At 66.0% G+C, this 24,524-nt stretch carries 27 protein-coding genes and 2 pseudogenes; 7 read left to right on the top strand and 22 right to left on the bottom strand.

Annotated elements, in window-relative coordinates; translation table 11 throughout:
• Positions 1-5: 5 nt before the first annotated feature.
• The 11 genes from MY55_RS04995 to flgB are packed head-to-tail and all read right to left on the bottom strand — an operon-like array spanning position 6 to position 8,711.
• Entirely contained in the window at positions 6-914 is a 909-nt protein-coding gene (locus tag MY55_RS04995) for a flagellin N-terminal helical domain-containing protein (RefSeq protein ID WP_043577895.1), read from the bottom strand.
• An 8-nt stretch (positions 915-922) separates the two neighbouring features.
• Positions 923-2,290 (bottom strand): flagellar hook-associated protein FlgK, encoded by a 1,368-nt coding sequence (flgK, locus tag MY55_RS04990; protein ID WP_047236343.1) that lies wholly within the window; start codon positions 2,288-2,290, stop codon positions 923-925.
• Between the two features lie 13 nt (positions 2,291-2,303).
• On the bottom strand, positions 2,304-2,726 hold the full coding sequence (locus tag MY55_RS04985; RefSeq protein ID WP_043577900.1) for a rod-binding protein: 423 nt from the start codon (positions 2,724-2,726) through the stop codon (positions 2,304-2,306).
• A gap of 11 nt (positions 2,727-2,737) precedes the next feature.
• A complete protein-coding gene (locus tag MY55_RS04980; RefSeq protein WP_043577902.1) occupies positions 2,738-3,844 on the bottom strand; it encodes a flagellar basal body P-ring protein FlgI in 1,107 nt (368 codons plus the stop codon).
• A gap of 8 nt (positions 3,845-3,852) precedes the next feature.
• The gene (flgH, locus tag MY55_RS04975; protein WP_043577905.1) at positions 3,853-4,506 is read right to left on the bottom strand and encodes a flagellar basal body L-ring protein FlgH; all 654 of its coding nucleotides are present in this window, start codon (positions 4,504-4,506) and stop codon (positions 3,853-3,855) included.
• Positions 4,503-5,291, bottom strand: coding sequence for a flagellar basal-body rod protein FlgG (gene flgG, locus MY55_RS04970; RefSeq protein ID WP_043577907.1), 789 nt, complete (start codon positions 5,289-5,291; stop codon positions 4,503-4,505). Before flgG ends, flgH begins: the two co-directional genes overlap by 4 nt.
• Before the next feature lie 31 nt (positions 5,292-5,322).
• Positions 5,323-6,054: a flagellar basal body rod protein FlgF gene (locus MY55_RS04965; protein ID WP_043577911.1), complete on the bottom strand. Its 732-nt coding sequence runs from the start codon at positions 6,052-6,054 to the stop codon at positions 5,323-5,325.
• Between the two features lie 3 nt (positions 6,055-6,057).
• The gene (locus MY55_RS04960; RefSeq protein WP_043577913.1) at positions 6,058-7,239 is read right to left on the bottom strand and encodes a flagellar hook protein FlgE; all 1,182 of its coding nucleotides are present in this window, start codon (positions 7,237-7,239) and stop codon (positions 6,058-6,060) included.
• 21 nt (positions 7,240-7,260) lie between these two features.
• Entirely contained in the window at positions 7,261-7,953 is a 693-nt protein-coding gene (locus MY55_RS04955; protein ID WP_047236342.1) for a flagellar hook capping FlgD N-terminal domain-containing protein, read from the bottom strand.
• Entirely contained in the window at positions 7,950-8,354 is a 405-nt protein-coding gene (gene flgC, locus MY55_RS04950) for a flagellar basal body rod protein FlgC (RefSeq protein ID WP_043577918.1), read from the bottom strand. The genes MY55_RS04955 and flgC overlap by 4 nt, the downstream gene beginning before the upstream one ends.
• Positions 8,355-8,360: 6 nt before the next feature.
• On the bottom strand, positions 8,361-8,711 hold the full coding sequence (flgB, locus tag MY55_RS04945; RefSeq protein ID WP_279625433.1) for a flagellar basal body rod protein FlgB: 351 nt from the start codon (positions 8,709-8,711) through the stop codon (positions 8,361-8,363).
• A 130-nt stretch (positions 8,712-8,841) separates the two neighbouring features.
• On the opposite strand from flgB, the gene flgA reads away from it, so the two are divergent.
• The 5 genes and pseudogenes from flgA to MY55_RS24580 all read left to right on the top strand — a co-directional run.
• A complete protein-coding gene (gene flgA / locus MY55_RS04940) occupies positions 8,842-9,543 on the top strand; it encodes a flagellar basal body P-ring formation chaperone FlgA (protein WP_047236340.1) in 702 nt (233 codons plus the stop codon).
• A 54-nt stretch (positions 9,544-9,597) separates the two neighbouring features.
• Positions 9,598-9,846: a hypothetical protein gene (locus MY55_RS04935; RefSeq protein WP_047236339.1), complete on the top strand. Its 249-nt coding sequence runs from the start codon at positions 9,598-9,600 to the stop codon at positions 9,844-9,846.
• A gap of 258 nt (positions 9,847-10,104) precedes the next feature.
• Positions 10,105-12,693 carry a TonB-dependent receptor plug domain-containing protein gene (locus tag MY55_RS04930; protein WP_047236338.1) on the top strand — a complete coding sequence of 863 codons (2,589 nt, stop codon included), beginning with the start codon at positions 10,105-10,107 and terminating at the stop codon, positions 12,691-12,693.
• A 177-nt stretch (positions 12,694-12,870) separates the two neighbouring features.
• A pseudogene (locus MY55_RS24585) lies at positions 12,871-13,644 on the top strand (PAS domain-containing protein); the annotation flags it as partial.
• A gap of 210 nt (positions 13,645-13,854) precedes the next feature.
• Positions 13,855-14,196 (top strand): annotated as a pseudogene (locus MY55_RS24580) (methyl-accepting chemotaxis protein); the annotation flags it as partial.
• A gap of 53 nt (positions 14,197-14,249) precedes the next feature.
• Here the strand turns inward: MY55_RS24580 and MY55_RS04920 are convergent.
• The 11 genes from MY55_RS04920 to MY55_RS04870 form a co-directional block, all read right to left on the bottom strand.
• Positions 14,250-15,446, bottom strand: coding sequence for a tryptophan--tRNA ligase (locus MY55_RS04920; RefSeq protein ID WP_043577933.1), 1,197 nt, complete (start codon positions 15,444-15,446; stop codon positions 14,250-14,252).
• A gap of 76 nt (positions 15,447-15,522) precedes the next feature.
• A complete protein-coding gene (locus tag MY55_RS04915; protein WP_197466026.1) occupies positions 15,523-16,164 on the bottom strand; it encodes a site-2 protease family protein in 642 nt (213 codons plus the stop codon).
• Positions 16,165-16,231: 67 nt separating this feature from the next.
• Positions 16,232-16,876: a site-2 protease family protein gene (locus tag MY55_RS04910; protein ID WP_043577935.1), complete on the bottom strand. Its 645-nt coding sequence runs from the start codon at positions 16,874-16,876 to the stop codon at positions 16,232-16,234.
• 23 nt (positions 16,877-16,899) lie between these two features.
• A complete protein-coding gene (locus tag MY55_RS04905) occupies positions 16,900-17,523 on the bottom strand; it encodes an L-threonylcarbamoyladenylate synthase (RefSeq protein ID WP_043577938.1) in 624 nt (207 codons plus the stop codon).
• A gap of 13 nt (positions 17,524-17,536) precedes the next feature.
• The gene (locus MY55_RS04900) at positions 17,537-18,394 is read right to left on the bottom strand and encodes a 3',5'-nucleoside bisphosphate phosphatase (RefSeq protein WP_043577941.1); all 858 of its coding nucleotides are present in this window, start codon (positions 18,392-18,394) and stop codon (positions 17,537-17,539) included.
• Positions 18,381-18,575, bottom strand: coding sequence for an oxidoreductase-like domain-containing protein (locus MY55_RS04895; protein WP_047236337.1), 195 nt, complete (start codon positions 18,573-18,575; stop codon positions 18,381-18,383). The genes MY55_RS04900 and MY55_RS04895 overlap by 14 nt, the downstream gene beginning before the upstream one ends.
• Position 18,576: 1 nt before the next feature.
• Complete coding sequence (locus MY55_RS04890) at positions 18,577-18,792, bottom strand: RNA-binding S4 domain-containing protein (RefSeq protein ID WP_043578137.1); 216 nt, start codon at positions 18,790-18,792, stop codon at positions 18,577-18,579.
• Between the two features lie 207 nt (positions 18,793-18,999).
• Positions 19,000-19,554, bottom strand: a complete 555-nt coding sequence (locus MY55_RS04885; protein ID WP_043577944.1) for an AAA family ATPase — start codon at positions 19,552-19,554, stop codon at positions 19,000-19,002.
• 601 nt (positions 19,555-20,155) lie between these two features.
• Positions 20,156-21,151: an asparaginase gene (locus MY55_RS04880; protein ID WP_043577946.1), complete on the bottom strand. Its 996-nt coding sequence runs from the start codon at positions 21,149-21,151 to the stop codon at positions 20,156-20,158.
• A gap of 82 nt (positions 21,152-21,233) precedes the next feature.
• Positions 21,234-21,737: a hypothetical protein gene (locus MY55_RS04875; protein WP_052258194.1), complete on the bottom strand. Its 504-nt coding sequence runs from the start codon at positions 21,735-21,737 to the stop codon at positions 21,234-21,236.
• A gap of 36 nt (positions 21,738-21,773) precedes the next feature.
• The gene (locus tag MY55_RS04870; protein WP_052258195.1) at positions 21,774-22,292 is read right to left on the bottom strand and encodes a hypothetical protein; all 519 of its coding nucleotides are present in this window, start codon (positions 22,290-22,292) and stop codon (positions 21,774-21,776) included.
• 516 nt (positions 22,293-22,808) lie between these two features.
• Between MY55_RS04870 and hcnA the strand changes: the two genes are divergently transcribed.
• Complete coding sequence (hcnA, locus tag MY55_RS04865; RefSeq protein ID WP_043577949.1) at positions 22,809-23,120, top strand: cyanide-forming glycine dehydrogenase subunit HcnA; 312 nt, start codon at positions 22,809-22,811, stop codon at positions 23,118-23,120.
• Entirely contained in the window at positions 23,117-24,523 is a 1,407-nt protein-coding gene (locus MY55_RS04860) for an FAD/NAD(P)-dependent oxidoreductase (protein ID WP_047236336.1), read from the top strand. Before hcnA ends, MY55_RS04860 begins: the two co-directional genes overlap by 4 nt.
• Position 24,524 lies beyond the last annotated feature (1 nt).

Here is a 24,524-nt window from a genome sequence, read left to right as displayed (position 1 = left end):
CGGACTCAGATCACGTCGAACAGGGTCAGCTGGCTGACCTTGCCGTAAGCCTTCTGGCTGGTTTGCAAGGCCATCGACAGATTGTTCATGTCCATATAGGCGGTGCCGTAATCCAGGCTGCCAAGCTCCAGAATGCTCTGCTGGTTGGCCAGGCTGAGGCTATTGTGATTGTCGTCCAGCGTCTGCAGCACGTTCTGGGAGCCGCCCAGTTCGGAGATGCGGCCGCTGACTTCGCTCAGCGCGCCGTCCACCCCGTCCATCACGCCGCGGATGGAAGCGCCCAACGCCGGGTCCTTGTTGTCCAGCGTCGGGCTTTGCAATGTGGCGATCACCTTGTCCAGCTGGTTGAGCAAACCCGCCATCGGCTGCAGCGTGACGTTGGAAGACTGGGTCACGCCCTCGCCCACCGTCACCAGCTGGCTGTCGGTGTTGCCGGCGAAGCTGTAGCGGCTGCCGGCCGGCTGGCTGGGATCCACCGCGATGGTGGCGGTGTTGATGGCGCTGCCGGAAAACATGTAGCGGCCTTCGCTGTCCTTGGTGTTGGCGGCGAACAGAATGCTGTCGCGCAGGCTGGTCAGCGGCGCGGCCATCGCCTTCAGGTCCTCTGCCGGCGGCTGGTTGGCCGCCGCCACCAGGATGTCGCGCGCGTCGCGCAGATTGGCGCTGATGCCGTCGAGCAGGGCCTCGTTCTTCGACAACTGCGACTTGAGCGCGCCGATATTGTCGCGATACTGCTTGAGCGAAGCCTCCTCCCGCTGCAGACGCAGCAGCCGCACGCTGGCGATCGGGTTTTCCGAGGCGGCCAGCATGCTCTTGCCGCTGGACATTTTCTGCAGCAGGTCGGCCATGCCGGAACTGGTGTTCTGCATGGCCAGCTGCAGGGTGGAGCGGTACTGGTTGCTGGAGATACGCATGCTTGTCCTTACAGGATGGCCAGCGTGCTTTCGAACAGCTGGTTGGCTACCGAAATCACTTTCATATTGGCCTGGTACATCTTCTGGTATTCGATCAGGTTGACCGCTTCTTCGTCGCGGTTGACGCCGCTGGTGGACTGCCAGTTCTTCTCGGCCTCGGCGCGGATCACATTGGCAGTGTCGAGCGCCGACTGGTTCTGCTGGCTGGAGATGGCGAGGTGGCCGATCATCTGCGAATAAGCGTCGCCCAGCGTCACCTGGCCGATGCCGGCCAAGGGGAAGGTTTGCTGCTTGATGGTCAGCACCGCGCGCAGATTGTCGTTATTGCCGGGTTTGGCCGCGTCGGCGGAGAAACCCAAATCGGCGGCGGCGATGCCGGTGGTCTGCAGCAGGCCATGGGCGGCGCCGGCATCGTACTGGAACAGCGGCTTGCCCGGCTGGCCGTTCAGATCGAAGCCCTTGGCCAGCTGGCTGTTGACGCGGTTGGCCAGCTCGCCGGCCAAAGTGCGCACCTGGGTCTGGATCGGCCGCAGATTGTCGCTTTCAAACTGGTTGAGCCCGCCCAGTTGGCCGCCCAGATCGCCGCCCGGAATCGCATACTTCTCGGTGCCGAAAACCAGCTTCAGCTGCTGGGTTCCATCCGGCTGGCCTTCGCTGTCCAGCACCGCGGCGCTGTCGCCGGCCACCAGCGGCAGGCCGTTCTTCAGGTTGACGCTCTTGCTGCCGTCAGGCTGCGCCACCACCCTCACCTCCACCAACGACGACAGCGCGTCGATCTGGCGGTCGCGCTCGTCCTCCAGCCCGGAAGTGTTGATCCCCTGCGCGCGCGCCGACATCAGCTTGTCGTTGAGCGTGGCCAGGTTGGCGGTGACGCTGTTGATCTGGGTGAGCGTGGCGCGGCGCTGCTCGGCGATGGCCGCCAGCTGCGACGTCAGCACGCCGTCCAGATTGTTGAAGCGCTGCGCCAGCGAGCCGGCCTCGCGCACCACCTGGTCGCGCATGGTGTTGGAATCCAGGCTGGCGGCGTTGAGCGCGGCGAAGAATTTGTCGAAACCGCTGGACAGGCTGCTGCCGTCGCTGCCCATCACCTTCTCCAGCTGAGTGAAGTAAGGCTGGGCGGACGACTGCTCGCCCAGGCTGGAGGCCGCCTGCCATTGCAGCAGATTGCGGTAGTCGTCGCTGAAGCGGCGCACGCTGCCGACCGCCACGCCGTAGCCTGCGCTGGTGGGGTCGCCCATGCCCGGCGCCTGGGTGGTCAGCACCACGCCCTGGCGCGAGTAGCCGGGCGTCTGCTGGTTGGCGATGTTCTGGCTGGCCGTATTCAGCGCGACCTGGGCGGCCTGCGCGCCGGACAGCGCGTTGTTGATCATGCGCATGGTTTGGCTGTCATCACTTGTTCAGGGGAAACATCGGCGTGGCGAAAGCCGCCAGCCCCTGGCCATTGTCATGGCCTTGCTGTTGACTGGCGACGGCATCCGCCGGCGGCTTAATGGCAATATTCCCATCCGCCGGCAGCAGCTGCGCCAGAATGGCGTTGGCCACGCCGAAAATGCGCTGGTGCGCCAGCTGGTCGGCCAGCGCGCCGTCGGCCAGGTCCATCATGTCGCCGTTGATGGAGTTGGCGAACACGCTGTCCTCGCCCGCCACCTCGCGGGTGGTCTTGCGCATCTGCTTGAACATTTCGCGCACGAACTGCGCCTCGAACTGTTCGGCGGCCTTTTCCGCTTTCTTGCGGTATTCGGCGCTGGCCGGCGCCACCGGCGCGTCGCCGCCGGCCGGCAGGTTCTGGTTTTGCAGATCGTTGTTCAGCATCGCCGTTTTCCTCAAATCACAATCAGTTCGCCGTCGATGGCGCCGGCCTGGTCCAGCGCCTGCAGGATGGCCATGATGTCGTCCGGCGTGGCGCCGGTGCGGTTGACCGCATCGATGATGGCGCGCAGGCTGGCGCCGGCGGGCCACTTGAACATACGCCCCGAGCCTTGCTCGACGTTGACGTTGGAATTGGGCACCACCTTGGTGTCGCCGTTGCTGAACGGCCCCGGCTGGCTGACCTGGGAGGATTCGGAGATCACCACCCGCAGGCTGCCGTGCGATACCGCCGCCGGCCGCACGGTGACGCCCTCGCTGATCACCACGGTGCCGGTGCGCGAATTGAACACCACCCGCGGCAGTTCGGCGCCGACATTGACATTGAGCCTTTCCAGCCGCGCGACGAAGGCCACGCGCTCTGTGGGATCGGCGGGCGCCTTCACTTCTATGGTGGTGGCGTTGCGGGTGCTGGCGATCTTGCCGTAGCTCTGGTTGATGGCCTTGACCACATTGCTGGCGGTTTCAAAGCTGGGGCGGCGCAGGCTCAGCCGTATGCTGTCGCCTTGCTCGAAGTCGCTGGGAATCTCGCGCTCTATCGACGCGCCGTTGGGAATGCGGCCGGCAGTGGGGGTGTTGACGGTGACGCTGGAGCCGCTCTTGCCCTGAGCCGACAAGCCGCCTATCACCACGCTGCCCTGGGCCAGCGCGTACACCTCGCCGTTGGCCGCCTTCAGCTGGGTGAGCAGCAGCGTGCCGCCGCGCAGGCTCTTGGCGTCGCCCAGCGACGATACGGTCACGTCTATGGTCTGGCCGCGGCTGTAGCCGGGCGGCAGGCTGGCGCTGACCATCACCGCCGCCACGTTCTTGACGCGGGTGTCGGTCTTCTCCGGCATTTTCAGGCCGAACTGCTTGAGCATGTTGGCGACCGACTGGCCGGAGAACTTCACCTGCGAGTTGTCGCCGGTGCCGTCCAGGCCGACGACGATGCCGTAGCCTATCAGCTGGTTGTCGCGGATGCCCTCGACGTTGACCATCTGCCGCAGCGGCTGGCCGCAAACCAGCGGCGCGCACGCCGCCAGCACCACAACCGCCAGCAGGCGGCGGAAAAACCCTAGTTTCATGGCAAACCTTAAAACGGCATCAGCGGGCTGGCGAAGAACTTCATCAGCCAGCCGGCATTGTTGGCGTCGGCCAGCGCGCCGGTGCCGGAATAACCGATGCGGGCGTTGGCGATGCGCAGCGAGGAGACGCGGTTGTCGGTGTCGATGTCCTCCACTCGCACATAGCCGGACAGGCGCAGCGTTTCCTCGCCCTGGTTCAGCGCCAGCTGCTTCTCGCCCTTCACCTGCAATAGGCCGTTGGCCAGCACCTTGTGCACCACCACGGTCAGCGAGCCGGCCAGCGCGTTCTGCTGGGTGGAGGTGGACGAGCCGTTGAAATCGCGGCTGGCGTCTATGCCCACCTGGGCGTTGAAGGTGGTATTGCCCAGCAGCGTCGGGCCCACCTTGGCGCCGGACTTCTTGCCGAAGCTGGTGCCGGCCTGCTTGCTGGCCTGGGTGGTTTCCTCCAGCACCACGGTCAGCACGTCGCCGGCGCGGAAGGCGTGATTGTCCGACGTCAGCGACAGCGCGCCCGCCGGGGTGAACACGCCGCCGCCGCGGCTGGTCTGCGCCTGCTGCTGCAACAGATCGGGCAATGGATCCGCCTCCGGCGGCGCAGGCTGGAACTGGGCGCAAGCCGCCAGCAGCAAGGCCGCCAGCGGCGCAAGGCGGATCAGCCTCATCGCACCGCCTGGCCCAGTTGCTGCAGCATGTTGTCGGCGGCGGACAGCACCTTGGTGTTCATTTCATAAGTGCGCTGCGCGGCGATCATGTCCACCATTTCTTCCACCACCTGGACGTTGGAACCCTCCAGGCTGCCCTGCTTGAGCTTGCCCAGCGCGTCGGCGCCCGGATTGCCGGTGGTGGGGTTGCCGCTGGCGGCGGTTTCCTGGAACAGGTTGTCGCCCAGCGCCAACAGGCCGGTGGGGTTGATGAAGTTGGCCAGGGTGATCTGGCCGACATTGGTCGGCGTGCCGCTGCCGCCCTCGGTCACCGACACCGCGCCGGTCTCGCTGATCGAAATTTTGGTGGCGGTGGGCGGAATGGTGATTTCCGGCTCCAGCGGCAGGCCCTGCGCGTTCACCAGCTGGCCGTTGGCGTTCAGCTGCAACTGGCCGGCGCGGGTGTAGCCGGTTTCGCCGTTGCTCATCTTCACCTGCAAAAAGCCCTGGCCGACGATGGCCACGTCCAGCGACTGGCCGGTGGTGGTGAGGTTGCCTTCGGTGAACACCTTCTGGCTGCCCACCAGCCGGGTGCCGTTGCCCAACTGCACGCCGGACGGCGAGATGTTGTTGTCGTCCACCTTGCTGCCCGGCTGCTTGTCGACCTGGTAGAACAAGTCTTCGAACACCATGCGGTCGCGCTTGAAGCCGGTGGTGTTGACGTTGGCCAGGTTGTTGGCGATGGCGGTCAGGCGCGCGTCCTGCGCCTGGATGCCGGTTTTGCTGATCCACAATGCCGGATTCATGCTGAATTCTCCAAATCGTTGCGCTGGCCGCTTACGCGCGCACCAGGCGGTTGCCCGCCTCGTTCATGTCGCTGGCGGCGTTGAACAGCTTCATCTGCATCTCGAAGTTGCGGTTGAGCGTCATGGTGGCCACCATTTCCTCCACCGCGGACACATTGCTGCGCTCCAGATGGCCGCTTTGCACGCTGACGCTGGCGTCGGCCGGCAAGGGCAGGCCCTGGCGGCTGACGATCAGGCCGTCGGCGCTCTTGGTCACCGCGTTCGGCTCCGGCTTTACCAGCTTGATCTTGTCCACCGGCTGCATTTCGGTGTCGCCGGGATTCAGCACCGACACGGTGCCGTCGGCGGCGACGCTGACCTTGGTGAAGCCCTCCGGCAGCGTGATGGCGCCGCCGTCGCCCAGCACCGGCCGGTTGTTGACGCTGAGGACGCCGTCGGCGCCCACCGTCATGCTGCCGGCGCGGGTGTAGGCTTCGCTGCCGTCGGGGGCGGCGATGGCCAGGAAACCATCGCCCTGCAAGGCGATGTCCAGATCGCGGCCGGTTTCCACCACCGCGCCGTTGCGGCTGTCCAGCACGGTGGGCGCGTTCTGGCTCAGCAGGCGCGCGTCGTAGCCGTAGCCAGGCACCGCCTGGCTGGTGGCGGCGTCAATGTCGGCGCGGAAGCCGCCGGTTTCGGCGTTGGCCAGGTTGTTGGCGTGGATCTGCTGCGCCTTCAACATGCGGTCGGCGCCGCTCATCGCGGTGTAGATCAGCGCGTCCATGCCTTACACCGCCTGCATCAGCGCTTGCATCGCCTGGTTTTCCGCCGAAATCACCTTGGTGTTGGCCTGGTAGTTGCGCTGGGCGGTCATCAGGCTGACCAGTTCGGCGGTGACGTCGACGTTGGACTGTTCCAGCGAACCGGTGGCCAGCTTGCCGGCCATGCTGCTGCCGGCGACGGAATACAGCGCCGCGCCGGAGCCGGCCGATTCCTGCCAGCTGGTCTGCGAGCCGGCGGTCAGCGCGTTTTCGTTGGCGAAGTTGGCGATCGCCAGCTGCGCCACCGTCATTTTCTGGTCGTTGCTGTAGCTGACGATCACTTCGCCGTTCTCGCCCAGGCTGACGCCGGTGCGCGCGCCCGGCGCGTAGCCGTTGGTGGCGTTGCGGCTGGTGCTGGGCTCGCCGGCGAACTGGGTGGTGCCGGTGTAGTCCACCGCCACGTTCAGCGCCGAAGCGCCAGCGGGACTGCCCAGCCCCAGGTTGACCGCCGCGGTCGGCGCGGTCAGCTTGCCGTTGGTGTCGAACTTGAGGTCGGTGGTGGTGCCCAGCAGATTGCCGTCCAGCGCGTAATGCACGGTGACGGTGCTGTCGGCGCTCTTGCAGAAGTACTGCGTCAGATTGTGCTTGTTGCCCAGCGAATCGTAGACGGTGGATACGTTGGAATGGTTGAAACTTTGGCTGACGGTCTTGTCGAACGGCACGGTCTGCACCGCCCAGCCGGCCGACATATTGCCGGTGTACTGCAGCGAATCGCTGGGCTTGGCCGGAATGTTGCCGGTCGGGATCTGAATGTCGCCCATCGCGCCCAGCGCGCCGGTATCGGACTTGGCGTAGCCCTGCACGCGGCCGCCGTAGTTGTCCACCAGGTAGCCGTCCTTGTCGGTGTTGAAGATGCCGACCCGGCTATAGGCCATCGCGCCGGCCACGCTCTTGGAGACGAAGAAGCCGCGGCCGTCGATGGCGGCGTCCAGCGCGCGGCCGGTGGTCACCACGCCGCCGCTGCGGCCGATGTTCTGGTTGTTGGGGTTGGCGTTCACGCCCATCGCCTGGCTGCCGGCGTAGGCCGAAGCGAAAGTCACCCGGCCGGACTTGAAGCCGTAGGTGCCGGAGTTGGAGATGTTGTCGCTGATGCTGCCCAGTTGGTTGTTGACGGCGTTGATGCCGGACAGCGCAATTTCAAAACTCATGTGAAGTCTCCGGAACGGGCGTTAAGCGGAACTGCCGGGCTTGCCCAGCAAGGCGGATATGGAAGAGGACGGGAAATCGCCCAGGCCGGCCAGCGTGATGGTCGGCTCGCCGCCGTTCACCGGCAGGCGCACGCCGCTGACAGCGGCCTGCAGCTCCAGCAGGCCGGCTTTTTTCGATTCGGTGGCGAACTCCACCTGGTAGTCGCCTGCGGCCAGGCCGTAATCGGACAGCTTGACGCTGAAATCGCTGGCGCCGGCCGGGCGCTTGCCCAGCGCGATATTGGTGCGTTTGCCGGCGGCGTCCACCAGGGTCAGCGTGGCGCTTTCCTCGGCGCCGGACAGCGTGACTCGGCCGGACAGATTGCCCTGGCCGTCGCTGCGGATGCGGTCGGTCTGCACCAGCACGTTCTTGCCCACCTGTGCGCCCAGCGCCACGCCTTGCAGCTCGCGCAGCATCGCGCCCTGGCTTTGCAACTGGCTCAGCATGCCCTGGGTGGACTGCATCTGGCTCATCTGCGCCAGCTGGCTGACGAACTGCGACGGGTCGGCAGGGTCCAGCGGGCTCTGGTTGCGGATCTGCGCCAGCAGCAGCGTCATGAACATATCGTTGCCGCCGGAACCCTGGCCGGCGGCCGGGGCGACGCCCTGCCCGCCCGCTTGCTGGCCGTTGCCGCCCGCGGCGAACGGTTTGGCCTGCGCTTGATCCACGCTCATGCGTTGTCTCCCAGTTTCAGCAGATCCTGCTGCATGCTCTTGGCCTTGGACAGCACCTCGACATTGGTCTGGAACGCCCGGCTGGCCGAGAGCATGTCGGTCATCTCTTCCACCGCGTTGACATTGCTGTAGAAGACGTTGCCGCCGGCGTCGGCCAACGGATTGCCCGGCTCGTGCGCCTTGCGCACCGGCTCCTGGTTCTGCACCACGTCCAGCACCTGCACGCCCATGCCTTCGCCCTGCATCTGGCTGCTGAACACCGGCTTGCGGCCGCGATAGGCCGCCTGCTCGGTGCCGGCGGCGGTGTCGGCGTTGGCCAGGTTGCTGGCCACGGTATTGAGACGCACGGTCTGCGCGGTCATCGCCGAGCCGGCGATGCGCGAGATGTCCCGGAATGACATGCTTGATTACCCCGCGATGACTTTGGCCAGCCCATGCAGCTTCATATTGATGAAGGTGAGGCTGGTCTGGAATTCGGAAACGTTTTGCGAGAACTCGGCCTGCTCGACGCCCAGCTCGACGGTATTGCCGTCGCGCGAGGGATGGTTGGGCAGCCGATACAGCAGATCGCCGCCGCCGTCGTCGAGCGCCAACGGCGAATCGGCGCTGGCCGATGCCAGCGCCGCCTTGAAATCGATGTCACGCGCCTGATAACCCGGGGTGTTCTCGTTGGCGAGGTTAGACGCCAGCACCCGGGTCCGCTCCGCCCGCAGCCGCAAGGCTTCGGGGTGGATGCTCAGGGCCTTGTCCAGATGCATGCCCATTGCCTTGACCCTATCAGTTCACTACCATGTTCAAGCTATTGACTAGAAATAGCCTTTCTATTGGAAAGCGATACTAATAAGCGAACCCGGCACCGTATACGCAACAATTACCACGCAGTTTCTAATGGCAAAATTCACGAACTCACACTACGCAACCATCCTCACGCTGTTCGCCCTGCTGGCGGCGCCGCCAGCCCAGGCCGGCCATTCCGCCGAACAGGCGGTCCGCCAGCAGGCCACCCAGCTGATCCAGCAACGGCTGGCCGACGCCGGCCTGGACCAGCCCGGCATCACGCTGCAGCTGATTCCCCCGCGCGACCTGCCCGCCTGCGCCCGCCCCTGGCAGGTGGAGGCGACCGACAGCCGCGCCTTCAGCCGCATGCGCTTCAGCGTCGCTTGCCCGGATGGCGACTGGCGCGGCGACTACATCGCGCGCGCCAGCGTCAGCGCCAGGGTGGCCAGCGCCGCCCGCGACCTGCCGGCCGGCGCGCCGCTGCAGAAAGAAGACATCAGCTGGAGCCGGCGCCCGGTCAGCGAGCCGGCCGACCTGTTCGGCCAGGCCAGCACGCCCTTGGGCCTGGCGCCGCGCGCGGCGCTGAGCCAGGGCCAGCTGCTGCGGCGCAAGCAGCTGCAAGCGCCGCAATTGGTGAAGCGCGGCGACGAGGTGCGCATCGTCGCCCGCCAAGACGGCATCGAGGTCAGCAACGCCGGCGAGGCGCTGGCCAACGGCCGCATGGGCGAAGTGATCCGGGTGCGCAATGTCGGCAGCGGCAAGGTGATCAGCGCCCGCGTCAGCGCCGGCGGCGAGGTGGAAGCGCAGGACTGAGCGGCCCGCCGCGCCATGGTGTATACCTGCGGGGTAAACCGCTTCGGAGCCGATATGAACATCCTGCCCGCCATCCTGCTGCTGATTCCCGCGCTGGCCTGCGCCGCGCCCGGCGCCTCCGCCCCGCGCGGCCAAGCCCGCTTTGGGGAAATGAAGGCCAAGCTGCTGCAAGAGCACGCCCAGCGCATCCAGATCCTGCAAGCCAGCCAAAGCTGCATCCAGGCGGCGCAGACGCCGCCGGCGCTGAAAGCCTGCGTGGAGACGCAGCGCCAACAGATGGAAGCGCTGCGTCCGCCGCGTTGACGCCCGCCCTCCCCGCCGGCCGCCGCGCCGGCGGGCAATTTCCCGCCCCAGGAATTAACTAATCCGAATCTTTCATTTCACACAAATCGTCAGCGTCGATACATTCTGCATATTCCATTATGTATTTTGTATCCAGAAATGAAAGCCATGCTCCCCAGCCTCGTCCTTCCAGCCATCCGCTGTCCGCGCCTGCCCGGCTGACGCCTGCGCGCCGTCCGAGCAGCCCCGCCTTACCCGCATAAACAAGAAAGCCTTTCCATGATGAAACACACCCTGCTGCTGGCCGGGCTGGGCGCCGCTTTGCCCATCGCCGCCCTCGCCGCCGATTCCGCCCCCCAGGACAACGCGCTGGAACGCGTCACCGTCACCGGCTCCAACCTGCGCGCCAGCTCCAAGGCAAAGGCCAACCCGGTGCAGGTGATCAGCGCCGCCGACATCGCTTCCAGCGGCAAGACCAGCCTGCCCGACGTGCTGCGCTCGCTGGCGGTGAACAGCGGCAACAGCTTCAACGAGCAATACACCGGCAGCTTCTCCGCCGGCACCGCCGGCATTTCGCTGCGCGGCCTGGGCCAGCGCAACACGCTGATTCTGGTCAACGGCAAGCGCGTCGCCAACTACGCCACCGCTCAGGAGCTGCAGGAAACTTTCGTCGACCTGAACTCGCTGCCGCTGAAGGCGGTGAAGCGGATTGAAATCCTCAAGGACGGCGCGTCGGCCATTTACGGTTCCGACGCCATCGCCGGCGTGGTCAACATCATCCTCTACCCCGACTACCAGGGCGCGGAGCTGGGCGCCAGCGCCAGCCGCGACGCCAGCACCGGCCAGAACGAGCGCCAGTTCAACCTGCTGGCCGGCAAGGGCGACCTCGAGCGCGACGGCTACAACGTCTGGTTCTCCTTCGACGCGCAAAAGCGCGACCGGCTGGACCAGACCGACGTTTCCTGGCTGAAAGATAACGATTTTCGCAACCAGCAAGGCGGCTCGCTGGTGCGCAACGTCACCAACTACTACAACGGCGCCCCCGCCCAGCGCTTCCCCAACGCCGCGGGGCCGCTGCAGGACATCGACTACGGCGCGGTCAACCCAGGCAAGAGCGGCCGGGTCTGGGCCTACAATCCGGCGCTCTACACCACGCTGATGCCCGGCATCGAGCGCTACCACGCGGCGCTGCGCGGCAGCTACCGCCTGAACGCCGGCGCCGAGGCCTATGCCGAATTCCTGTACGGCGCCAGCCACAGCAACCAGATTTTCGGCCCGCCGCTCACCATCAGCAGCTCGCTGCGCGCCTGGAACAGCGCCACCCAGTCGCTGGTGCCGATCAGCAATGTGCTGCCCGTCGGCAACCCCGGCAATCCCAACGCGACGCCGACGCCGATCAACGCCACCTTGTTCGACCTGGGCCAGCGCAACAAAACCGACAGCGTGTCGTTCCGCCGCCTGCTGGCGGGCGTGAAGGGCAGCGGCGACGCCTGGGACTGGGACGTGTCCGGCCTGTATTCCGACAGCCGGCTGCGCGAGTACGCGTACAACTTCGTCAACCGCTATGCCTACGAAGCCTTGCTGGCCAACGGCGGCTACAACTTCGCCGACCCGTCGCAGAACAACGATCAAGCGAGAAACAGCCTGCGCATCAGCACCCTGCGCCCGGCCTGGTACCGCACCGCCAGCTTCGACGCCACCGCCAGCACCGAGCTCGGCCAATTGCCGGCTGGCCCGCTGGGCTTCGCCGCCGGCTATCAGCTGCGGCGCGAAATGATGAATGCCGGCACCTCGCCCGAGGTGGCCAGCGGCGCCGAATTGCGGCCGGCGCTGGACCTGATCAACGGCGCCCGCACCGTGCAGGCCGCCTATGGCGAATTGAACGCGCCCATCGTGAAGAACCTGTCGCTGAGCGCCGCCGCCCGCGCCGACCACTACAGCGACTTCGGCAGCGCCTTCTCGCCCAAGCTGGGCCTGCGCTACCAGCCGCTGCAAAGCCTGACCCTGCGCGGCACCTTGTCCAAGGGCTTTCGCGCGCCATCGCTGCCGGAAATCACCCATAGCACCGCGGTCAGCTACGGCAGCGTGCAAGACCCGTACGACCCCATCACGCCCAACCAGAGCATAGGCTTCACCCACCTGGTGGTGGCCAACCCGGCCATCAAGCCCGAGCACTCCACCAACGCCAACCTGGGCCTGGTGCTGTCGCCCACTGCGGACAGCAGCATCGCCATCGATTACTACCGCATCCGCCAGAAGGACGTGATCGGCCTGGAGGACATCGACAATCTGGTGCGCAACCCCGGCGCCTACCCCGGCCAGATCGTCCGCGACAGCCAGGGCCGGTTGCAAACCATCACCCAGCAGTTCACCAATCTGGGCAACCGCGAAACCACCGGCTTCGACCTGGACCTGCGGCAAAGCTGGAAACTGGGCGGCGGCCGGGTGACGCTGGCCGCGCAATGGAGCCGCCTGCTGTCGTTCCGCCAGCCGTTGCAGCAAGGCGGCGCGCTGCGGGAAGGCGCCGGCAGCAATCTGCTGGGCGCGCTGCCGCGCTGGAAGGGCCAAACCTCGGCCAGCTGGGACAGCCACGACTGGTCGAGCACGCTGACCTGGTTCCACACCGACGGCTACACCCAGGCCTTCAGCAGCGGCGCTGGCGACCAGACCCGGGTGGGCAGCGCCAATACCTTCAACCTCAGCGCCAGCTACAAAGGCATCAAGCGCGCCACGCTGACCGCCGCGCTGCAAAACCTGAGCAATCGCCGGCCGCCCTGGGATTCGCACGCCGGCATCTACTACGATTCCAGCCAGTACGACCCCACCGGCCGCACCCTGACCCTAGGCGTGCAATACAAGCTGGACTGATCCTCCTCCCCTCGCGCGCGAACGGCGGCCATGTCTTCATGGTCGCCGTTTGTCGTCTCGACGCGATATCATTCGAATCATCAGTAAATTTACTTATGCTTAAGTACACTGCGGCATTTCCCGCGTACCTATCAGCGGATAACAACAACACCCGCGCGCACCCGACAAGGAATCACCATGGCTTTTTTCAACCGCAAACTCATCAGCCGGCTGGAGCAGACCACCGCCCAGCGGGACAAGGCCCGCGACATGCTGGCCGCCATCGAACGCTCGATGGCGGTGATCGAATTCAGCCCCGCCGGCGAAATCGTCCACGCCAACGACAATTTCCTGCGCGCCATGGGCTACCGCGGCGATGAACTGATCGGCCAGCACCACCGCATCTTCTGTCCGGCCGGCTACGCCAACAGCCCGGCCTACGCCGCCTTCTGGCAAAAACTGGCGCGCGGCGAATGCCAATCCGGACATTTTCTGCGCCTGCGCAAGGACGGCGGCGAAGTCTGGCTGGAAGCCAACTACACGCCGATCCTGGACGCCGACGGCAAGGTGAGCGGCGTGATCAAGGTGGCTACCGACATCACCGCCCAGGTGGCGGCGGAGCAGGACAACAAGGCCCTGCGCCAGGCGATAGACCATTCGATGGCGCGGATCGAGTTCGACCTGCAAGGCCATATCCTCGACGCCAACGACAATTTCCTGCAGACCTTCGGCTACGCGCTGGCCGAAGTGAAAGGCAAGCCGCACAGCATGCTGTGCGAAAGCGGCTACGCCCACAGCCAGGCCTACCAGGATTTCTGGGCGCAGCTGCGGCAGGGCCGCTTCATGCAGGGGCAGTATCACCGCGTCGACAAGCAAGGCCGTCCGGTCTGGCTGCAAGCCACCTACAACCCGGTGCTGGACCCGGACGGACGGCCGCTGCGGGTGGTGAAATTCGCCACCGACATCACCGAGCAGGTGGAGCGGCTGCAACAGCAGGCGGAAAACGCCCAGTCCGCGGTGCAGGCGTCGGAAAACACCGCCCAACTGTCGGTGCAAGGCAGCGCGGTGCTGGAGCAGGCCACCACCGAGATCAGCCGGGTGGCGGACAGCGTGGAGAGCTCGTCCACCATCCTGTCCAAGCTGGGCGACAGCTCCAGCCGGATCGGCTCCATCGTCAACACCATCAGCGACATCGCCGACCAGACCAATCTGTTGGCGCTGAACGCGGCGATCGAAGCCGCCCGCGCCGGCGAGAGCGGCCGCGGCTTCGCGGTGGTGGCCGACGAGGTGCGCAAGCTGGCCGAACGCACCAGCCAGTCGACCGGCGAAATCTCCGGCATCGTCAAGAGCATCCAGGACGACTCGCGCTCGGCCATCGACGCGATGGGCGAAATGCAGGCGCTGACCGACAGCAGCTTGCAACTGGCCGACCAGGCCCGCGGCGCGATTTCGGAAATCCGCGACGGCGCCCGCGACGTGGTGCAGGTGGTGCGCGAGGTATCGGAGCTGCTGCAGCAGAAATAGGCGAAAAAAATCCCGGCCAAGCGGCCGGGATGTCTGCGGGACAGAACGCCGGATCAGCGTCCCAGGCCCAGCGCCTGGCGCACGTCGCACATGGTTTCGCGCGCCACCTTCTCGGCGCGGGCGTTGCCGTCGGCCAGGATTTCGGCGACCAGCTTAGGGTTGGCCAGGTATTTCTCGGCGCGCTCGAACATCGGCTGCTGCTCGCGCACCACGGCGTCGATCACCGGTTGCTTGCAGTCCAGGCAGCCGATGCCGGCGCTGGTACAGCCCGCCTTCACCCATTCCTTGGTTGCGCCGTCGCTGTACACCTCGTGCAGCTGCCACACCGGGCACTTGGCCGGCGAGCCCGGGTCGGTGCGGCGCACGCGGGCCGGGTCGGTCGGCATGCCGCGGATCTTCTTGCTCACCGTTTCCGGCGCTTCGCGCATGGTGATGGTGTTGCCGTAGGACTTGGACATCTTCTGGCCGTCCAGGCCCGGCATCTTGGAGGCGGCGGTCAGCTTGGCCTCGCACTCGGGCAGGATGGTCTTGCCCTTGTTCTCCAGCCAGCCCATCAGCCGCTCGCGGTCGGCCGCGCCCAGGTTCTGGCTGCCAGCCAGGATTTCGCGCGCCTGCTCCAGCGCCTCGGCGCTGCCGTCCTGCAGGTAAGCGGTGCGCAGCTGATCGAATTGCTTGCCGGCCTTGCCTATCTTTTTCACCGCGGCGCGCGCCAGCTCCTCGAAATTGGGCTCGCGGCCGAACATGTGGTTGAAGCGGCGCGCCACTTCGCGCGTCAGCTCGATGTGCGGCACCTGGTCTTCGCCCACCGGCACCAGGCCGGCCTTGTACACCAGGATGTCCGCCGCCTGCAGCAGCGGATAGCCGAGGAAGCCGTAGGTGGTCAGGTCCTTGTGGCTGAGCTTCTCCATCTGGTCCTTGTAGGTCGGCACCCGCTCCAGCCAGCCCAGCGGCGTCACCATCGACAGCGCCAGGTGCAGCTCGGCGTGCTGCGGCACCCGCGACTGCACGAACACCGTCGACTTTTCCGGGTCGACGCCGGACGCCAGCCAGTCGATCACCATTTCATCGATGGACCTGCCGATGATCGAGACATCGTCGAAGTTGGTGGTCAGCGCGTGCCAGTCGGCCACCATGAAAAAGCATTCGTGACTGTGCTGCAGTTCCACCCAGTTCTTGATCACGCCATGATAGTGGCCCAGGTGCAGGCTGCCGGTGGGGCGCATGCCGGAAAGAATGCGGTTGGCGAACATATTGTTTTGCTTTCATTGGCGCGGGGCGAAACACCGCCGGCTGCTGCCGGCGGCAGGGCGGGCCCCGCCTAAGGTTCTAGAAAAACAGTCGGATCAGATCATACATCAAGCGGTAAAACGGCTGCAGGATCAAACCCAGGCCGCCGGTGGCCAGCAGGATCAACACCAGCCACATGCCGTAGCGCTCGGTCTGGGCGAAGCGCCAGGCCCAGCGCGGCGGCAGCAGGCTTTCGACGATGCGGCCGCCGTCCAGCGGCAGGATGGGCAGCAGATTGAGCAGCATCAGCGAGATATTGATGGCGACGCCGGCGCGGCCCATCAGCCACAGCGGCTCGCTGAATTCGCCCACGCCAACAGACGCCAGCTTTTGCAGGCTCGCCCACAGGATGACCATCGCGAAATTGGCCAGCGGGCCCGCCGCCGCCACCCAGCGCCCGTGCTGGCGCGGCTTGCGCAAAGCGCTGAAGTTCACCGGGACCGGTTTGGCCCAACCAAAAATGAAGCCGCCGGTCATCAACAGCAGCAAGGGCAGCAGCACCGTGCCGATCGGGTCGATGTGCTTGAGCGGATTCAACGTCATCCGCCCCAGCATGTAGGCGGTGCTGTCGCCGAAGCGGCGCGCGGCATAAGCATGCGCCGCTTCGTGCAGGGTAATCGCGAACAACAGCGGCAGCGCGTAGATGGTGATCTGCCGGACCAGCTGGTCTATTTCCAACATGGCTTCGTCTCCCGTTTCCGCCAGGCGTCGCCATGGCGGCAGATAGCCGGCCGCGACAGCGCGGGGCTCAGCCCGCCGCCACGCCCACGATCAGCTGGAAAATCACTTGCACCAGCGGCAGCAACAGCTTGCCGAGCAGGCCGCTGAACATCAGCAGCAGCAAAATCCAGAAGCTATAGGGCTCGATGCGGGAAAACTGCCAGGCCGCGCGCTGCGGCAGCAGCGCCTGCAAAATCACCCCGCCCGGCAGCGGCGGCAGCGGGATCAGAGTGAAGATCATCAGCGCCACATTGATCTTGACGCCCACCAGCGCCATCAGCGCCAGCGGCTCGGCGAAATAGGCCGGCACATGGGCGGATGCCAGGATCAAGCCCGCCCACAGCAGCGCCATCGCCAGATTGGCCAGCGGCGTCACCACCGCCACCTTGGCCAGCGCGCTGCGCGGCTTGCGCATGGCGCCGGCGTTCAGTTGCAGCGACTTGGGCCAGCCGATGATGAAGCCGCCCAGCGCCACGCCCAGCAGCGGCAGCAGGATGGAGCCCACCGGGTCGATGTGGGCCAGCGGGCTGAAGGTGCGGCGGCCGGTCATGTAGGCGGTGCGGTCGCCCAGATGGTCGGCCATATAGGCCTGCGCGCCGGCCGGCACGGTGATGGCGAAAAGAATCGGCAGGATGGAGATCGCCAGTTGCTGAATCAAGGAAAGTGACTGCATGTTTTCTCTAGAGCAAAAATGAATCAAAAACCGAAGGGCGAGAGCGGGCCCTTGCCCGAGCGCACCAGCTCGACGCCGTCGGTCATGTCGATGACGGTGGTGGGCTCGGTGCCGCACCAGCCGCCGTCTATCACCGCGTCCACCAGGTGCTCCAGGCGTTCGCGGATTTCATAAGGGTCGGACAGCGGCTCGGCGTCGCCCGGCAGCATCAGGGTACAGGACAATATGGGTTCGCCCAGCTCTTCCAGCAAGGCCAGCGCCACTTTGTGGTCCGGCACCCTCAGGCCTATGGTGGCGCGCTTCGGGTGCAGGGTGCGGCGCGGCACCTCGCGGCTGGCCTGCAGGATGAAGGTGTAGCTGCCCGGCGTGGCGCTCTTGAGCAGGCGGAACTGGCTGTTGTCCACCCGGGCGTAGTTGGCCAGCTCGGACAAGTCGTGGCAGACCAGGGTCATCATCCGCTGCTTCAGGTCCAGGCCGCGGATGTCCAGGATGCGCTCCATCGCCGCCTTGTCGCCCAGCGCGCAGCCCAGTGCGTAACAGGAGTCGGTCGGATAGGCGATCACCCCGCCGTCGCGCAGGATCTTCACCGCCTCGCGGATCAGCCGCGCCTGCGGGTTGTCGGGGTGGATCATGAAAAACTGGGCCATGTTTTCGTCCTTGTCAGGCCGCGGCGCGGATCACGCGCCCGCTCAGCGCCAGCCAGGCGGGGCGGCACAGCGGCGGCAGCGGCTCGGTGTAGCCGACGTCGCGCCCGCCCTCTCCCGGGGCGTGGAAATCGCTGCCGCTGCTGGCGTACAGCTGGTGCCGTTCGGCGTGCAGCGCGAATTTGTGCATGTCGTCGAGGCTGTGGCTGCCGCAGGCGACTTCTATCCCCTCGCCGCCCGCCGCCTTGAAGTCCAGGATCAGCCGCTCGATCAGCGTCTTGCCCATGTCGTAGCGCCCCGGGTGGGCGATCACCGCCATGCCGCCGGCGCCGGCGATCCAGCCGACCGCGTCCTCCAGACTGGCCCAGTCATGGGCGACATAACCGGGCTTGCCCGGCGTCAGGAATTTGCGGAACACCGTGCGCACGTCCTTCACCGCGCCGGACGCCACCAGGTGGCGGGCGAAATGGGTGCGGCCTATCATTTCCGGGTTGTCGCACCAGCGCATCGCGCCGTCGAAGGCGCCGGCGATGCCGGCCGCGGCCAGCGATTCGCCCATCTGCCGCGCCCGCTCCACCCGGCCATCGCGGATGCGCTGCAGGCCGGCGGCCAGCGGCGCGTGGCCGGGGTCTATGCCCAGGCCGACGATGTGCACGGTATGCCGGCCCCAGCTGACCGAAACCTCGACGCCGTTGAGGAAATCGATGCCGTTGCGCGCCGCGGCCGCGGCCGCCTCGGCCAGGCCGCCGGTGCAGTCGTGGTCGGTCAGCGCCAACAGCGACGGCGCGCGCAGCGCGGCGCGGTCAACCACTTCGGTCGGCGTCAGCGCGCCGTCGGAAACGCGCGAGTGGAAATGCAGATCAATGCCGGCCATCGGCGTCTCCCGCGGCCAGCCCTTCGGCCTGGCGCGCCTCCCAAGCCGCCAGCCTCGCGCGGTAGGCGCGCAGCTCCTGCTGATGGATATCCAGGATGCACGGCTCGCAGCCGCTGCCGCAGCACATGTCGTCATCCACCTCGAACGGAGGCTGCGGCATGGCGTCCGTCGCGTCGTCCATGTCAGGCGGCCTCGACCGTGATCAGGAAACCGTCGCCGCTGACCTTCTGGCCCGCCCGGATCTTGCAGGTCTTGCGCAGCTCCTGCGCGCCATCGACCTGCACATTGCCTTCGGCGATGAAATGCTTGGCTTCGCCGCCGGACTGGCAGACATTGCAGGCCTTGAGCAGGTCGCACAAGGCGATGTATTCGCTATTGAGACGGAACGTTTCTTTCATTTTCTGCACATCCATTCTGGACAGGCTTGTGAGCGGCCTGTGGACAAGGCCGCCAAGCCCTTAATCTGTCTGATCTTTTCAAGGCCGCCTATTTTTTAGGCAGCCGCGCCAGGCTATCCACTTCGCCGGCGAACAATGTTGTGGAGCCGCTGTGGACAAGCGCGGCAATCCGCTGATTTCGCTAGGCCTTTTACACCTGCCTGTTTTTTAGGCAGGCAAAAGCGGCCAAAGTGCCCGTGCCGCTTGCTCCAGCCGCGCTTCCCGGCCGCCCGCCAGCTCGACGGCGGCGATGCCGGCGCGGGCCAGTTCGGCGCGGTGCAGCTCCAGCAGCCAATCGCGCTGCGTCGGATGGCTGCGCAAGGGGTCGGGCTGCCAGGGCATGTCGGGGCGGGTCAGCAAAGTCAGCGCGTAATCCTGCGGCCGATACAGCCGCAGCAACTCGGCCGACGCCTGGCCGAACGCCACCTCCGCCCAGATCTTGCAGGTGAGCACCGTGGTGTCGCACAACAAGATGTCGGCGGCCGCGGCCGCTTGCTCCTCGGCCGCGAGTTGGCCGGCGGCGATCGCCTCGATGTCCGCCATGCTGGAAATATAAGGCCGATCGGCATAATAGGCACGCGAGTATTCCGCCACCCACGCCGCGCGCCGGCCCTCGCGGCGCAGCTGTTCGGCCCATTCCCGCGCCAGCGTGCTCTTGCCGCTGGACTCCGGGCCGACTATCGCCACCCTGACAGGCGCTTGGGCTTGCTTGTGCCGCATCATTCACGCTTCCCGTCCACGGCCGGCGGCAGGCGCCGCAGTCGCCGGGACCAAGCCGGCCATTATAACCCGCCGCCGCCGGCTTTCCCGGATTTTCACAGCCGCCGGGGACAGGGCTGTGGGCTGGCTGTGGGCAAGCCAGGCAAACCATTGAAACCAAGCGACATTTCTTCTTCCGCCTATTTTTTGGTCAAACGGGAACTTTTCCCCCAATCCCGGTGCAGAGCCATGTGGGCGCATTGTGGATAAACGCGGCAAACCCATGAGAAACAAGCCAAAAGCGGAGCTGCCTGTTTTTTAGGCAACCCATCCCGCGCCGCGCGCCGCGATAATCCCCATCCGCGCCCGGCAATCCTGTTCGCGACATGTGGACAACCGACGCAAACCCCTGATTTGACACCCGGCTCGGCCTCTAGCCTATTTTTTAAGCAACCCCATCGAGCCATCCCTCCCTGCGGCGGCGGATCAGACATCGCCCTTTCCCACACCTGCGGTGCAAAGCCGTGTGGACTCGCTGTGGACAAGCTGGGCAAGCCATTGAATCGAGTAAACAAAAAATGGCTGCCCATTATTTAGGCAGCCATTTTCGATCATTTCGCGCGCGTCAGGCGCTCAGCTCTCCGCGCAGCGGCCTCACCAGACCGGCCGCCAGCTCCGGCCACGCCAGCCCGGCCGACAGCAACACCTGCAGCTTGGCCAGCGCCGCCTCGGGCGTCAGATCGGCCCCCGGCAAGGCGCCCGCCCGCGCCAGCGGCTGGCTGGCGGCATAAGCCCCCACCTCCACGCCGCCGCGCGCCACCTGGGTCAATGTCAGCACCGGACAGCCGCGCGCCGTCATCGCCGCCACGCCGGCCAGCAAGGCCGGGTCCGCCGGCGCATTGCCGCTGCCGTAACAGAGCAGAATGGCGCCATCCAGCCCTTCGCGCTGCAGCACCTGGCCGGCCAGCGCGCTGCCATGGCCCGGGGTCAGCATCAGCGCCGCCAGTTTCAGATTTTCGTCCACCCGCTGCGCCCGCCGCTCGCCTTCGCCCGGCAGCCAGCGCGGCTTGTGCCAATGCGCATGGATGGCGAATTCGGCCAGCGGCAGGTCGTTGGGGCTGTTGAAGCCGGCAAAGCACTCCACATCCAGCTTGCGCGCCCGGCAGCCGCGCAGCAGCAAGCGGTCGAAAGCCACCGCCACTTCGTGCAGGTCGGGCTGGCAGGCGGCTTCCAGCGCGTCGGCCAAATTGGCCCAGCCATCGGAGCGCGGGTGCACCAGCGGCAATTGCGCGCCGGTCAGCACCACCGGCTTTTTCCAGCCCTGCAGCGCGAACGCCAGCACGCTGGCGGTATAGGCCATGGTATCGGTGCCGTGGATCACCACGAAGCCATCATAGGCGTCGTAGCGCGGCGCCAGCGCGTCTATGATCTGGTTCCACTGCGAAGGGACGAGAACGGAGGAGTCGATCAGCTGTTCGAATTCGACGACATCGAATTCCAGGCCTGGGCGGACGAAACGCTGCAGCAGGCGCGGCAGCAAGCCCGGCACGGGCGCCAGGCCATCCGGGGTGTGGTCCATGCCTATGGTACCACCGGTGTAGAGCACCAGGATTCGGCTCATTGAATACTCCATCAGGCTTTAATTATCAGCCAGATGGTAGCGCAAGCCCGCCGCGTCGTCACACGCGGCGGGCGCGCGGGACTCAGCGCAGGGCGTCGGACACCGCGTAGTCGATGGCGCGGCGCGCCTCGTCTATATGATGGACGATGTCGCGCTGCAGCGAGCGCAGGTAAGGATCATCCTCGCGGTGGGTGGCGTCCTGGCGGGCCTTGTCCAGCAACAGCTTGGCCTGATGGAAACGGTCTTCCGGCCGCCAGCGCGCATCCGGCGGCATGCGGTCGTCGACGTTCTTGCCGTCGTCGATGGCGGCGTCGCGCATCTTGTGCAGCGCGCGGTTGATCTCGTCCACCGCGCGGCGCTCGTCATCCATCACCCGCGGATAATCCGGCCGGGCCAGCAGATCGCGCGCGGCGCGCAGATCGGTCATCGCGTGCAGATAATAGGGATGCTCCTCGGGATGCCACTGGTGCTGCTGCCAGGTCCAGGCGTCGCCGTCGCGCCAGCCGTCGGCCATGGCTTGGCTGCTCAGCACCGCGTTGCCGGCGGCCGCCATCGTCAACATCATCAGTATTCCGGAAAATTTCATCTCGCTCTCCTTGGGAAGTCGGGTATCGGCCCGCGCTTAGCGCAGGGCATCGTTGATGGCTTGCTGCACCGCATGGTGCGCCGCGTCTACATGGTGGAGGATGCGATGCTGCAGGTCGCGCACCCACGGGTCGTCTTCCTGGTGGCTGGCATCGCGGCGGGCCGATTCGAGCAGCTCCAGCGCCTTGTGGAAGCGGTCGGTCGGGCTCAGCCGCGCATCGGGCTGCTCGTAGCGCCAGGGTTGTTTGCCGTCTTCGATGGCGGCGCGCTGCATCTCGCCCAGCGCGGCGTCGATCTCGGACACCGCGCGGCGCTCGTCATCCATGATCTGCGGATAGTCGCCGTGCGCCAGATAGGCGCGCGCCGCGCGCAGATCGCTCATCGCGTGCAGATAGTACGGATGCTCGGCCGGGCGCCAGTCGCGCGGCATTTCCAGCCGCACCGTCGCCGGCTGATACACCATCTGGGCGCGCGGCGGCGTCACCACGCAAGCGCTCAGGCTGGCGGCGGCGATCAGCGGCGCCAGCCACTGAATGCCAATGTTCTTCAATTTCATTTCTTGTCTCCTCAACGATTCCTGATCCGGCGGCGGGCCGCGCGGCGCAATCTGCTCCCGGCATCCATCCGGGACTGACTACAGCATTGCATCGTCGCGCTTCGCCTTCAGCAGGATTTAGGTTTCCGCATGTAAGCGTTTGTAGCCGCTCGCCGCATAAAACATATTTATTTTAATTAAAAATTTTAATTAAAACGATTTTGCAAATTTTCATTAACAAACAGTGAAAATCCGTTCGAAAACCATGGTCCTGCAAAAAAGTGACAGACAGTTTGTCTGCCTGTCGCTTTCCTGGAGATTAAGTCCAAAAGTTGATTTTGATTAAACAAACCCAGGCAAGGCGATGCTAAAAACATTGCAATCACAAAAAATCAATGCCCATATCATTTGCGGCAATTGAAGCCGAAATGGCGCCATTCGTTCACTGCTGCGGCAACGGGACACGGAAGGAGATTGGCGGGCCTTCCTGTCCACGAAACTCAACCTGCCACACCATTCACCACAGCAAGGTGCTTCATGTCCTTACACCGCGACCATGACATCCAGGCCCTGCAAGGCCAGACTCTGACCATCCATATCGACAACCAGGCCGTGGCCGCCGCGGCCGGCGAAACCGTGCTGAGCGTGCTGAACGCCGTCGGCCTGCGCCGGCTCAGCCGCAACGACCAGCAACAGATCGCCGGCTCCTATTGCGGCATGGGCGTTTGCCACTGCTGCCAGGTGCGCATAGACGGCCGCCACAAACGGCGCGCCTGCCAGACGGTGGTGCAAGCCGGCATGCGGGTGGAGACCGCCGGCAACCGCCTGGATACGGAGGGCTTGAAATGAACGGCAAACCGCTAATCGTCGGCGGCGGTCCCGCCGGCATTGCCGCCGCGATGGAACTGGCCCGCCATGGCGTGCACAGCATCCTGCTGGACGAGGCCTCGCGGCTGGGCGGCGTGGTCTACCGCGGCCCGCTGCGCCAGGGCGTGGTGCTGGACTACCTGGGGGAGCGCTACCGCGAAAACATGCAGGCGCTGCATCGCGAATTCGAACCATTCCGCCCGCAAATCGACATCCGCCTGGAGACTCGCGTCGTCGGCGGCGACGGCGGCCAGCTGTTCGCCCTGTCCCCGGATGAGCAGGTGCAGCCGATAGCCTACTCGCAGCTGCTGCTTGCCGCCGGCTGCCACGAACGCAGCGTGCCCTTTCCCGGCTGGACCCTGCCCGGCGTCATCATGCTGGGCGGCCTGCAACTGCAGCTCAAGAGCGGCGTGGTCAAGCCGCTGGGCCGCACCGTGCTGGCCGGCACCGGTCCGCTGCTGCCTCTGGTGGCTTGCCAGCTGCACCGCGCTGGCGCCGACGTGGCGGGCATCTACGAAGCCTGCGCCTTCGGCCGGCTGGCCAAGGAGGCCATCGCCCTGCTCAACCAGCCGCAACTGTTCCTGGACGGGCTGAGCATGGTCGCCTATCTGAAACGCCACGGCATTCCCCTGCATTACGGCTGGGGCATCGTCGAAGGCCATGGCCAGGACGAGCTGCGCGACATCACCGTCGCGCCCTACGACGCCGACTGGACCGCCGACCTGTCCCGGCAGCGCCGCCTGCCGGCGCAGACCCTGGCGGTGGGCTACGGCTTCATCCCGCGCACCCAGCTGACCCAGCAGCTGGGGCTGGCGCACCAGTACCACGACGATGGCTTCCTCAAACCGGACAGCGACGACTGGCAGCGCAGCAGCCTGCCGCATATCCACCTGGCCGGCGACATCGGCGGCCTGCGCGGCGGCGAGGCCGCGATGCTGACCGGCCGCATCGCCGCCATCTCCATGCTCTGGCAGCGCCACATTCTCAGCGAGCAGCAAGCGCTGCGGCAGCGCCAGGCCTGCCTGGACCAACTGGCGGCCATCCTGCGCTTCCGCGTCGGCATCGACCGCTTCACCCGCCGCGGCGCCGGCCAGCTGGCGCTGCCGCGGCCGGACACGGTGATCTGCCGCTGCGAGCACGCCACCCGCCAGGACATCGACGCCGCGCTGGAACAGGGCGTCAACGACCTGATCAGCCTGAAGATGCGCACCCGGATCAGCATGGGCGACTGCCAGGGCAAGATGTGCGTCGGCTATTGCAGCGACCGCCTGCGCGAACACACCGGCAAGCAGGACGTCGGCTGGATCCGGCCGCGCTTCCCGCTGGACCCGCTGCCGTTCTCGGCATTTCCGACCACCGCCCCCCAACCGACGGAAGAGGTTTGAC

The sequence above is a fragment of the Chromobacterium subtsugae genome, from assembly GCF_001676875.1.
GTDB lineage: Bacteria > Pseudomonadota > Gammaproteobacteria > Burkholderiales > Chromobacteriaceae > Chromobacterium > Chromobacterium subtsugae.
This window is presented reverse-complemented; position numbering and strand designations above follow the sequence as displayed.